Genomic DNA, 12,579 nt, shown 5'->3' on the forward strand with positions numbered 1-12,579 from the left:
AGCAGTATAACATTCATCAGATAGGGGATGTCTGTTTTTCAGTTGAAAAATACCTAAAAATGATTATTGCAGGATTGCAAAATAATAATTTACTTTGCATGCTGAATATAAAGGAAGTGGAAGATGAAGAGTCAAAAACTATATGAAGCCGATGATAAGCTTATCGTGCTTATCAGTGACAACTATAACGTACTGCAAAGTCTTGGCAGTTTTGGTATTAATCTTGGCTTTGGAGACAAGACCGTGAATGAGGTGTGCGAGGCGCAAGGTGTTGATACTTACACATTTCTGGCAATCGTTAATCTCGTCATTAATGGCTACAAGGCCTTCGATGACTTCTCGAGATTGTCTATACCTACTATCATGCATTATCTTCATGCCAGCCATGAGTATTATCTTGATTTCCAGTTGCCTTTTATACGTAAGGAACTCGTAGAAGCATTAGACGAGAAGGACAATCTCGCTCGTCTGATACTCAAATTATATGATGAGTATGCCGAAGAAATCAAGAAGCACATGAAGTATGAGGAGAAATTCCTTTTCCCATACGTGGAGTCGCTTCTCGACAAACAACCGCTGCCAAACTATGACATTGATACATTTTCAAAACATCATGGTCAGACTGACCAGAAATTGCGAGAACTGAAAAACATCATAATCAAATATCTGCCTAGCGATGGATTGCGCAATAACCAGCTGTCTGCCACTCTCTGTGATATTTATAATAACGAGGAGTGGCTTGCCAAACATTCTGACGTGGAAGAAGAAATAATGATTCCTGCCATCCGTACGCTTGAGAAGAAATTGAAACAGAATGATGTGTCTGCAAAAATTTCAAGCATGATAAACACTAACCCTGGAAACCAGGACGCATTGAGCGAGCGCGAGAAAGAGGTGATAGTGAGTCTGGTGCAGGGAATGACTAATAAGGAAATTGCAAACCATTTGTGCATTGCCCCCAACACCGTCATTACCCATCGTCGGAACATTGCGAGGAAGTTGCAGATCCACACACCAGCCGGTCTTACCATCTATGCCATCGTGACAAATCTGGTGGATATATCTTCTGTTGAAATCTGATTATCCGAATAGATGTCTTAGGGCTTCTTCTACTTTTCTTACGGGAATGATGTTTATCCCTTTGATATTGCGGGCTTCGAAGGTGTGGAAATTCTGATTTGGTATGATGATATTGGTAAATCCGAGTTTCTGAGCTTCCGATACTCTTTGTTCTATTCTGCTCACGGGGCGCACTTCTCCGCTTAGTCCCACTTCTCCAGCCATACACCATCCTTGTTCTATGGCTGTATCCACATTGCTCGAAAGCACGGCGGCTATGATGCTGAGGTCCATGGCCTGGTCTGTTACGCGCAGTCCTCCGGCAATGTTTATGAATACGTCCTTTTGTATGAGTTTGAACCCCACGCGCTTCTCTAGTACAGCCAGCAGCATGTTGAGCCTCTTTTGGTCGAACCCCGTTGCAGAACGTTGTGGTGTGCCGTATGCAGCCGTTGAGACGAGGGCTTGAGTCTCCACAAGAAATGGCCTCACACCCTCTATCGCACACGAAATTGCCACTCCGCTTAGTCCTTCATGATCTTCAGAGAGCAGCAGTTCAGATGGATTAGAAACTGGTCGCAGTCCATTGGGCAACATCTCGTATATGCCAAGTTCTGATGTGCTTCCGAATCTGTTCTTTATGGATCTTAGAATTCTGTACATATGGTGTTGGTCACCCTCAAACTGTATCACTGTGTCCACGATATGCTCGAGGATTTTCGGTCCAGCCAGTGTGCCTTCCTTGTTTATGTGGCCTATCAGTATTATCGGTGTCCCCGAAGTCTTTGCAAATCTTAGTAATCTTGCGGCACACTCTCTTACCTGTGATACGCTGCCTGCAGAACTGTCCACGTCAGAAGTGCTGATGGTCTGTATGGAGTCTATCACCACGATTTCCGGTTTGACATTGCTTATACATGCGAAGATATTCTCCAACGATGTATCGCAGAATATAAGACAGTTGTCGCTTGGTGACTCGTTTATCCTCTGTGCCCTCATCTTCAGTTGGTGGGCGCTTTCCTCTCCGCTTACATACAACACCTTCTTGCTTATTCCCAATACCGTTTGCAGCGACAGTGTGCTCTTGCCGATGCCGGGTTCTCCTCCCAGCAGTGTCAGCGACCCCTTCACCAGTCCGCCACCCAACACTCTGTTAAGTTCATCGTCTTCCATATCGATTCGTGGGTCGTCAGTGCTTGAGATGTCCTTTATGTTCAGTGCAGAGAGGGTTTGGGGGCTGACGAGACCATTTGTCTTGAACGAAGATTCGCTGGATGGTCCGGCAGCCACTCTGAACTCCTTGAATGAGTTCCATTCTCCACATTGCGGACATTTGCCTATCCATTTGGGAGACTCCTGTCCGCAGTTGCTGCAAACATATATTGTCTTGTCTTTTGCCATATTTTTCGGATTACTTTAGACAAAAGTAATGATATTTTTCTGCATAACAAAATAAAGCGTTATCTTTGTGCTGTATTTATATATACCATATCTGTCTGATGTGGAGTGAAGCTTCATTCTTGGAACCGGAGGAACTTGGCTTCATATCCTTCATAATAAAGTAAATGGCAATGATGACAAACATAAATAAACTCTTTGGAGCCTTCGTAGCAGCTATTCTTATGGGGTGCTCTATTGGAGGCGGTGGCAAGACTACAGATAAAGACCAGATGGAGAGGAAGGCGAAAGACTCCTTGGCTCTAAAGGTTGGCGTTTCGCAACGCATCGACTGTCTGCCTGCTTTCGTAGCTCTGGATGAAGGCATATTCGACTCTTTGGGGGTTGATGTTAAGCTCGTCCACTACACTTCGCAGCTTGATTGCGACAAATCGTTGGGAAAAAAGACGATTGATGGAGCTTTCGTTGACGACAAACGCATAGAATATCTTGTCAACCATGGCAGACTTTCTTTTGAGAAGGTGTTGTCTACAAGAATGGAATGGAAACTTGTGGCAAACAGAAAGTCGCGTGTCACTAAGATAAACCAACTGTCAGACAAGCTGGTGGCGATGACAAGGTTTTCTGCCACAGATTTCCTTTGCGACAAGATGTCCGACAGCATAAAGGGAAAGAAGGAAGAGTTCTTCCGTGTGCAGGTGAACGATGTTGATATTCGCCTGAAAATGCTTCAGAACGGCGAGATAGACGCGGCATGGCTTACAGAACCGCAGGCTTCTGTTGCCAAGAAAAGCGGAGGTGTGGTGTTGATGAATAGTAACAGTTGTTCGAAAGACCTGTCTGGACTGTTCTTCACATCCTGTGTAGAGTCAGATAAGCGCAAGAAACAGCAGATAGATACTTTTGTACGTGCTTATAAAATAGCACAGGAACGCATCGCGAAGCAAAATGCAGCTGGTTATTCTCAAATGATAAGGCATTACTTCAAATATAGTAATGTCTCTAAATAGTCTGTGTTATGGATAAGAATGAATTGAAACAGTTTTCCGTAGCCCTTCGGCTAGTTGAAGGCAAAGACCTCGGAGCGGCGTTAGATATCATACTGCCCTATGTAGAGTCGCATCCTTATGTTCCTTATTCTGAAGATGTGAAGGACATAAAGGAGAATTTCCGCCTCATGCTTCATTACATGGAGCTAGGCGTGGAGGACGACATGCGCGAATCTATGTACAATGATATGCTGGACAAGTTGAAGGGGGGTATTCGTAATCTTAGGTCCGACTATAGACGCAGAAACGTTGATTTCTATAAGGATGCCTATTCGAGAGCCTCAGTGAAGACAAATTCTTTCTCAGAGAAGGCTATACGGATGCAGATGGAAGACTTCGTTTCAGATTTGGCTATGTTGCAGCTTGAATCGGTAGAGAAACGCGACAAAATGGCGGATGAGCTATATTTGTCTCATTATTCATTCATGCAGGCATTGTTCTGTCATATCGTAGTTTCTGAACTTTGGACTGAAGAACAGGCTAGTGCCATTGGTGACATTATTCTATCGCCCACAGTGGATTCAGGAGACGCTCAAGTGGTCGTCAGTGCCATGATGTTGTCGGTGATGAATAATTTCGACATTAACAAGTTCCGTGTGCTTGTCAGAATATACAGTGAAGCCAAAGACGAGGCACTGAAGCAGAAGGCTCTGATAGCATGGACTCTGTCGGTTACTGATGGTGTAGATTCTGCTCTGCAATTGCAGATAATGTCGCCTCTGCTCTCTCGTGATGATGTGGTGAGAGACCTGCTCGACTTGCAGAAACAAATGGTATTCTGCATGAATGCCGAAAATGACAACGACATCATACAGCGAGACATCATGCCAACATTGGTAAAGAACAGCAATCTCACGTCTTATCGTCTTGGCATCGAAGACAATGATCAGGAACTGAGGGATATCCTGGATCCTGAAGCCGACGACAGGTCGATGGAAGAAGTGGAGAACAAGTTCCAGAAGATGATAGAGATGCAGAAGAGTGGAGCGGACATCTATTTCGGAGGCTTCTCACAAATGAAGCGTTTCTCCTTCTTCTATAGTCTTCCAAACTGGTTCTTTCCATTCAGCTTGAACCATCCCGAACTTCACCGCGTGAAAGATAGTCTAAAGCGCAACAGGTTTCTGACCAACTTGATGGCAACAGGTCCGTTCTGCGACAGCGACAAGTATTCTTTTGCCCTTGCCGTTGTGTCGGTGATAGACAAGATACCGTCGGACATGATAGAAATGATGAATCATGGCGAGATGCCAAAGCAACAATTTATTAGTGATGAAGAAATGGCCACTCCTGCCTATTTGCGCAGAAGAGCACTTCAAGATCTATATCGCTTCTACCGCCTCTATCGCTGGCATAACCAGATATACAATCCTTTCGACACAGATAATGTGCTCTTCATGGCTTGTTCTCTTTTTGACAACACAGCAGTAAGTGAGAAACGCGTTGAGTTGGGCAATTTCCTGTTGTCGCGTCGTGAAGCGATACTGTTATCCAAACTGATGCCCAAGCTACAGTTCGACGGTTCTGTAGCTGGATATCTGGTGAAGGGTGGCTATTATCTTGAGATGTCGAGAGATTTCGTTGAGGCTAAAGAATGCTTTATGAAAGCTGCATATTTCTCGGGCGATGACATAAGGGCGTTGAGGGGAATGGCAAAAGCCGCTTTCCATTCCAACGACCTGAAAATGGCTGAGAATGCATATCGCAAACTCTATACCCTTGAGCCAGACAATAAGTCGTACGCTCTACACTATGCAATAGTATGCTCCAAGATGGGAGATTTCGAACAGGCTGCGAAAATACTGTATGAGCTTGATTACAAATATCCGGAGTCCGCCAATGTAAAGAGAGTCCTGGCTTGGACTCTTATGGGTGAGAACAAACTTGAACAGGCAGCGAAAATCTACGCCAAACTGCTCGATAGTGATACTGTGGGTGACATGGATTTACTTAATGCAGGCTACTGCAAGTGGTTCATGAAAGACATTTCAGGTGCTACCACCTTGTTTGCCGAATATTGCGAGAATTTGTTGAAGTCAAGAAAAGACTCTTCTGCTCCCGACTATCTGTCCATTTCGAATATCCTCGACGAGGATTTCATCAACGATGGAGCTATGCTCAACTGCTTCGGCATTACCGCTGTTGAAATGATATTGATAAAACGTATAACGTATAAATTGACCAGAGACAAGTGAAATCCAAGAGGAGAGATTTAGCCTTGGACTGATGGCCTGTCTGTAGGGTGGTTTCCTTGGTTCTTTCATTTGGAATTGTTGGAAATGGGTTCCCCAAACGACTTGTCCACATGTTGACTCGTAAACTTAAAAGAACTAAAATGCATACAAGAGAAGAAAAACTAGAGGCCTTCGGGCGTTTTCTCGATGTGCTCGACACGTTGAGAGAGAAATGTCCTTGGGATAAAAAACAGACAAACCAGAGCCTGAGAACAAATACGATAGAAGAGGTGTTTGAACTAAGCGATGCCCTCATGAAAGACGATACGCTGAATATTTGCAAGGAACTTGGAGATGTGTTTCTCCATATCTGTTTCTATGCTAAGATTGGTGAGGAGAAAAGCGCGTTTGACATTGCCGACGTCTGCAACAAACTTGCTGACAAGCTTATATTCCGCCATCCCCATGTGTACCACCCTTCACAGGTCGGTGCTTCATCACCTAAGCCATTGCCTTATGGTGAGGATGACAAGCCTTCTGATATGCAGAATGCCGACACGGCACAGAAGGTTATAGAGAACTGGGAACAGATAAAACTGAAAGAGAAAGATGGCAACAAGCGTGTGCTTTCAGGTGTTCCGGATGCTCTGCCGACATTGATAAAGGCATACCGCATTCAGGACAAGGCGCGCAACGTAGGATTCGATTGGGAAGACCGTGGTGATGTGTGGAAAAAAGTGCGTGAGGAAATGTCGGAACTGGAGGAGGAACTGCGGAAGGGTGACAAGGAAAAGTCTAAAAAAGAACTTGGCGATTTCCTGTTCAGTGTCATCAACGCAGCCCGTCTTTATAAAATCAATCCCGATGATGCCCTGGAGCTGACCAACCAGAAGTTCATGCGTCGATTCAATTATATTGAAGATCATTCAATCAAATTGGGTAAACCTTTGACGGAAATGACTTTGGATGAGATGGATAAACTTTGGAATGAAGCAAAGTCTAATGAATAAAGGATGGCGGAAACACCGTTGTCTTATTGTTGAAAACATAATAAATCATACAATATGAGGAAAGTATTTTTGTTTATTGCTGTATGTCTTGCATTCTCCTCTCTGGTAGGATGCGATGGCAAGAAAAAGACTGACGGCGACAATGCCCCAACACTGGTGGACAGCAATGCTGCGGCGGATTCCACGCTTTATGGCATATGTGGCGAAGGCACGTCCATGTCGGTTTTGGAACTTATTACCGACAAGGGTGACACTCTTTCCCTTCTGCTGGAGGGTGCAGACACCTGCAGCAATGTGCAGGGAGGATTGCTTGCCGGCGACCATTTGGCTGTGATTTCTTGTAAGACAGCCGATGGGGAGCTATTTGCCAAATCGGTTCTCAACATAACATCCTTAATGGGTAAATGGACGAGCATAGACCGTCATTTCGTGATAGAAGAAGGTGGAGTGGTGACAGGCGACGACAGTGAGCCTAACCCGTACGTGGAGTGGAAGATAAACAATGGCAGACTGGTATTGAGCTCCGACACTTTCAGCGTATATGGTCTCGGCCCGGATTCTCTGCTGCTTGAAAACCAGAAGGGAATATATGCATATAAGAGAGATGTAAAGCAACATTAGCATATGGCAAGATTTCGTGTTCATATACTTGGCTGTGGCAGCGCACTGCCAAATTTAAAGCATAATACCACGGCACAGCTTGTTGAGGTGCACGACAAGTTTTTCATGGTGGACTGTGGTGAGGGTACCCAGCTGCAGCTGCGCAAGAGCCGTGTCCATTTCGGCAAGGTAAACGCCGTGTTCATCTCGCATCTGCATGGTGACCATTGTTTTGGACTGATGGGGCTTGTCTCTACTTTCGGATTGCTGGGGCGCACGGCTCCATTGCATATCTATGCACCGAAGGAGATGACGGAGCTGTTCGATCTGCAGAGACGTATGTTCTGCCAGACTTTCGAGTATGAATTGGTGTTCCATCCGTTGGAAACCACAAGGAGTGAAGTCGTATATGAGGATAAGAGTCTTACGGTGACCACTGTTCCTCTGTCTCATCGTGTGCCCTGTTGCGGATTCTTGTTTAAGGAGAAACCGCTGCAGCCACACCTCAATAGGGAAATGCTCGATTTATATGAGATTCCGCGTAGCCAGTTCAATAATATCAAACAGGGGCAAGATTGGACGACCGCTGATGGCGAGACAATTCCGAACTCCCGTCTTGTCCTACCGGCAGACAAGCCTCTCTCGTATGCATTTTGTTCAGACACGCGCTATATGCCAGACCTTCACAAATTGGTATACGGTGTTGACGTGATTTATCATGAGTCTACTTATGGAGATAAAGATGCTGCCAATGCCCGCAAATATTATCATTCCACTGCCTCAGAGGCTGCCCGTGTGGCATCCGATTCCTGTGCAGGACTCCTTCTTCTTGGCCATTATTCTTCTAAATATGCCGATGAGACCTGTCTTCTTGATGAGGCGTGCCGTGTTTTCCCCTCGGTGGTCCTGACCAATGAAATGGATGTTGTCGATGTGGCAAATAGGTGTAAAGTAGAGGAGTGACATATTGGCAAGTACGTGGAATGACGCTGTTTAATGAATTGTTTTCAGCCGTTTTCAGCTAGTAAACCATTGGTTGTTGCCTGCTGAAACGGTTGTTTCTTGTATTCTGACAGGTACTTTGTTTTCCTTGCCCAGACATTTATGGGATGTTTAATGTCTTGTAAAAGATGTTTCCTGAACTGCGACACTTTGCCAACTGAACTCCTAGTCTCTTCTTGTCTGTTTATATAAACGTGTTGTTATTTTGATAGTTATATGTGTATATTAAAAATACTCGTTTGGGCATATTGGGGAGCAGTGGCATAGTTGTCGTAGTTGATTATTCCTTTCGCCTTCCTGTGTCTTTTTACTTCTTTTCCGTTCGGAAAGTTTCCAACATGCCAAACTTTAATCATAAAAATAAAGTTTCTTGATTATTCATTGTGACAGTCGGAAAAAAAATGTATATTTGCAAATAGAAATATTGTGGACGCACATGCCGTACGGCTTTACGTCACTACATTGATATATATTGTAACTACAAAACCCTAATGGAGAATATAAGAAACTTTTGCATCATAGCACACATCGACCACGGCAAGTCTACACTTGCCGACAGGCTTTTGGAATATACCAATACCATCAAGATCGTTGAGGGACAGATGCTCGACAATATGGATCTTGAGAAGGAGCGAGGTATCACCATCAAGAGCCATGCCATTCAGATGGAATATAACCACGAAGGTAAGGACTATATACTGAATCTCATTGACACTCCGGGACACGTAGACTTTTCTTATGAGGTGTCGCGAAGCATTGCGGCATGCGAGGGAGCGCTACTCGTGGTAGATGCCACACAGGGAGTTCAGGCGCAGACTATCAGTAACTTGTATATGGCTATCGATCACGACCTCGAGATAATCCCGGTAATCAATAAGATTGACATGCCTTCGGCTATGCCGGAAGAGGTGGAAGACGAGATAATTGAACTTATCGGATGCGACAGGAAAGACATTCTCAGAGCTTCCGGAAAAACCGGAGAGGGAGTGGAGGATGTACTGAAGGCTGTAATAGAGCGCGTTCCACATCCCACAGGAGAGCCGGAGAAGCCCCTGCAGGCACTCATCTTCGACTCTGTATTCAATCCTTTCCGTGGCATTATTGCATACTTCAAGATAGAGAATGGAAAGATCAGCAAAGGCGACAAAGTGAAGTTCTATAACACAGGAATGGAATATACAGCCGACGAGGTAGGAGTGCTCAAGATGGATATGATTCCACGCAAGCAACTCTCTACAGGAGAGGTGGGATATATAATAAGCGGTATAAAAGACCCGACAGAGGTGAAGGTCGGTGATACCATAACCCATGTGGCGCGTCCGTGCGCCAAGGCCATAGATGGATTCCAGGAAGTGAAGCCGATGGTGTTTGCCGGTGTTTATCCTATCGACCCCTCAGAGTATGAGAACCTGCGCACGTCGCTTGAGAAACTGCAGCTCAACGATGCCTCATTGACCTTCCAACCAGAATCGTCGGTGGCCCTCGGATTCGGATTCAGATGTGGGTTCCTCGGACTGCTTCATATGGAGATTGTTCAGGAGCGGCTTGACAGAGAATTCAATATGGACGTGATTACTACCGTGCCAAACGTTTCATATATGGTATACGACAAGCACGGTGAATCAAAAGAAGTGCATAATCCATCGGGACTGCCCGATGCCACGATGATAGACCACATTGAGGAGCCTTATATCAAGGCGTCGATAATCACCGATACCAACTATATCGGTCCTATAATGAAACTCTGTCTCGACAAGCGAGGCGAATTGCTCAAGCAGGAGTATATCAGTGGAAATCGTGTGGACCTTCACTTCATGTTGCCATTGGGAGAGATTGTAATTGATTTCTACGACAAGCTGAAGAGCATCTCTAAAGGCTATGCCTCGTTCGACTACCATGTGGATTGCTACCGCCTGTCTAAGCTTGCTAAGCTCGATATCCTGCTCAACGGAGAACCGGTGGATGCATTGTCGACTCTCACCCATCAGGACAACGCAGTGGCTTTCGGCAGAAGGATATGCGAGAAACTCAAGGAACTGATACCTCGGCAGCAGTTTGATATTGCTATACAGGCTGCCATAGGAGCAAAGATCGTGGCGCGCGAGACAATCAAGTGCGTGCGTAAGGACGTAACGGCAAAATGCTATGGTGGAGACGTGAGCCGTAAACGCAAACTGCTCGAGAAACAGAAAAAGGGAAAGAAGCGCATGAAGCAGATCGGCAATGTGGAAGTGCCTCAAAAGGCATTCCTGGCTGTACTGAAACTCGACTGACGCCATGGATTCCTGGACTGGATGTGGAAAACCTGCAATGAAATAAATATATAAACAAAATTAACAGGAGGGGAAGTCATCATGAAAGAACCAACCTTGACAAAGAGAGACATTGCCAGGGAACTGGCAAGAAGATACAGCACAATGGCACACGATGAGCTTGACATTTTGGAGAGTATTCTCGTGCCCATGAAGTTTGCACGTGGCGAAAAGGTGGTGGAATCTGGAGATGTGAGTGACGCCATCTATTATGTGGAGCGTGGCATGGTTCGCGAATTTTATTTCAAGAACAACAAGAGCGTGACTGAATATCTTGCTGCCGATGGCACTATAGTTATGAGTATCGAAAGCCTTTTCAGAGAGGAACCGTCAAAACTTGTCATCGAGGCCCTTGAGCCTACTATCGTATATGCACTGCCCAAGAAAAGGCTCGAGGAGGTGGCGCTTCATAACGTGAACATACAGATTCTCTACAGGAAGATTCTGGAGGAGAGTCTCATAATATCGCAGCGCAGAGCAGACCTGTTGCGCTTTGAGAGTGCGAAGGACAGATATCTGAAACTTTGCAAACTTAATCCTAAGGTCATAATGAAAGCACCGCTTGTATATGTGGCAAGCTATTTGCAGATGACGCCGGAAACGTTGAGTCGTGTGCGCTCTGCTGTGGCGATGGAATGATAATTGTGATTTTAAAGAATAGTGTGAATGCGGATGCTAAGCCTGGTGTCAGGTTGGTATCCGCATTATTTAGTTATGGGAAAAGCCTACGACGCAGTATTAAAATACTACATTGAACGGCCTGATGACCGATTGGGACCGTTAAAAGGTATCAGCTCTCCCTCAGAAAGTCTAGAGCTTCGAAGACAAGTTCTTTAGAAGCCGTTTGGTTTATCCTCACTTCACCCACATCGGAGAGTAGCGTGAAGTTTATCATGTCGCCTGTGTTCTTCTTGTCGTGGAGCATCAGCGAGAATAGTTTGTCGTAGTCTTTGCATGAGAATTCGGGGCGTCCGTAGTTATCGAGTACAAACCTTGTCGTCTGTCTCATCTTCGTCGTAGGGAAGTTCAGCAGAGCGCAGCTAAGAAATAATTCCCCCACAAGTCCATAAGCTATGGCATAACCATGCAGTAGAGTCTTGCCTTTCTGCATAGCCAATGATTCCAAGGCGTGACCAATGGTGTGCCCCAGATTCAATGCCTTGCGGATGCCATTTTCGTGAGGGTCTTCAGTTACTATGCGCCTTTTCAGTTCTATACTGTCGGCTATCATCAACGAGAGTTCCTTCAGGTCGAGTTTGTCAAAATCGAAAAGCAAGTGTCTCGCCCAGATTTTGTCGTCGCTTATCAAGCTGTGTTTCAGCATTTCGGCATATCCCGACAGAATGTTCTGATGGTCGAGAGTCTTAAGAAATATCGTATCAATGAAAACAGTATTCGCATCCTTGAACACGCCAATCTCGTTTTTCAGTCCGTTGAAGTTTATTCCTGTCTTTCCTCCTACAGAGGCGTCAACCATTGCCAGCAGGGTGGTGGGGACATTGATGAAGTCGATGCCCCTCTTGAAACATGACGCAGCAAAGCCTCCCAGATCGGTTACCATGCCTCCGCCAACATTCACCATACACGAATGTCGTGTGCAGCCGTTGTCGCTAAGTTCCCTCCACACGTGTACGGCTGATTCGAGAGACTTGTTCGTGTCAGAGGCATCTATTGTGATGTGGTAGGCGTTGCGTGTTGCTTCGCAGCTGTTGATGATTGGCAGACAATGGAGGCGGGTGTCTTTGTCGGTAAATGTGAACACCTTGTCGTAGTTTCCTGAAACAAGAGCCTTTGTCAATTCATCAGCAATTTTGTGGGTTATAATGACCTGTTGCATTGTGATTTCTTTTATTGCCGTATTGAGAATATGTATGTTTGTACGTGCCGTTGGAATATGGTGGCACTCATTGCACTGAAAGTTCAGTAAATAATTGCAAAAATATGAAAATCTGTCGAGAAAATGAAAAAATCTTTG

10 protein-coding genes are annotated in these 12,579 nt (G+C 45.3%); 8 read left to right on the forward strand and 2 right to left on the reverse strand.

What is annotated here, in order from left to right; translation table 11 throughout:
* Positions 1–123: 123 nt before the first annotated feature.
* Positions 124–1,080, forward strand: a complete 957-nt coding sequence (locus ST42_RS08220) for a helix-turn-helix transcriptional regulator (protein WP_042519460.1) — start codon at positions 124–126, stop codon at positions 1,078–1,080.
* Here ST42_RS08220 and radA read toward each other — a convergent pair whose 3' ends face one another.
* Complete coding sequence (radA, locus tag ST42_RS08225; protein WP_042519459.1) at positions 1,081–2,460, reverse strand: DNA repair protein RadA; 1,380 nt, start codon at positions 2,458–2,460, stop codon at positions 1,081–1,083.
* A gap of 170 nt (positions 2,461–2,630) precedes the next feature.
* Here radA and ST42_RS08230 point away from each other — a divergent pair, with 170 nt between their 5' ends.
* The 7 genes from ST42_RS08230 to ST42_RS08260 all read left to right on the forward strand — a co-directional run bounded on the left by ST42_RS08230 (position 2,631) and on the right by ST42_RS08260 (position 11,243).
* Positions 2,631–3,467, forward strand: a complete 837-nt coding sequence (locus tag ST42_RS08230) for an ABC transporter substrate-binding protein (RefSeq protein ID WP_197065823.1) — start codon at positions 2,631–2,633, stop codon at positions 3,465–3,467.
* Between the two features lie 8 nt (positions 3,468–3,475).
* Positions 3,476–5,701, forward strand: a complete 2,226-nt coding sequence (locus ST42_RS08235; protein ID WP_044073161.1) for a tetratricopeptide repeat protein — start codon at positions 3,476–3,478, stop codon at positions 5,699–5,701.
* Between the two features lie 140 nt (positions 5,702–5,841).
* Entirely contained in the window at positions 5,842–6,690 is an 849-nt protein-coding gene (mazG, locus tag ST42_RS08240) for a nucleoside triphosphate pyrophosphohydrolase (protein WP_044073163.1), read from the forward strand.
* A 54-nt stretch (positions 6,691–6,744) separates the two neighbouring features.
* Positions 6,745–7,311 carry a lipocalin-like domain-containing protein gene (locus ST42_RS08245; protein WP_042519457.1) on the forward strand — a complete coding sequence of 189 codons (567 nt, stop codon included), beginning with the start codon at positions 6,745–6,747 and terminating at the stop codon, positions 7,309–7,311.
* A 3-nt stretch (positions 7,312–7,314) separates the two neighbouring features.
* Positions 7,315–8,253, forward strand: coding sequence for a ribonuclease Z (locus ST42_RS08250; protein ID WP_044065901.1), 939 nt, complete (start codon positions 7,315–7,317; stop codon positions 8,251–8,253).
* A gap of 530 nt (positions 8,254–8,783) precedes the next feature.
* Positions 8,784–10,565 (forward strand): translation elongation factor 4, encoded by a 1,782-nt coding sequence (gene lepA / locus ST42_RS08255; protein ID WP_022317340.1) that lies wholly within the window; start codon positions 8,784–8,786, stop codon positions 10,563–10,565.
* A gap of 81 nt (positions 10,566–10,646) precedes the next feature.
* Entirely contained in the window at positions 10,647–11,243 is a 597-nt protein-coding gene (locus tag ST42_RS08260; protein WP_044065902.1) for a Crp/Fnr family transcriptional regulator, read from the forward strand.
* A gap of 151 nt (positions 11,244–11,394) precedes the next feature.
* Here the strand turns inward: ST42_RS08260 and aroB are convergent, their stop codons facing one another.
* Positions 11,395–12,447: a 3-dehydroquinate synthase gene (aroB, locus tag ST42_RS08265; protein WP_156139333.1), complete on the reverse strand. Its 1,053-nt coding sequence runs from the start codon at positions 12,445–12,447 to the stop codon at positions 11,395–11,397.
* Positions 12,448–12,579: the final 132 nt, after the last annotated feature.

The sequence above is a fragment of the Prevotella pectinovora genome (assembly GCF_000834015.1).
GTDB lineage: Bacteria > Bacteroidota > Bacteroidia > Bacteroidales > Bacteroidaceae > Prevotella > Prevotella pectinovora.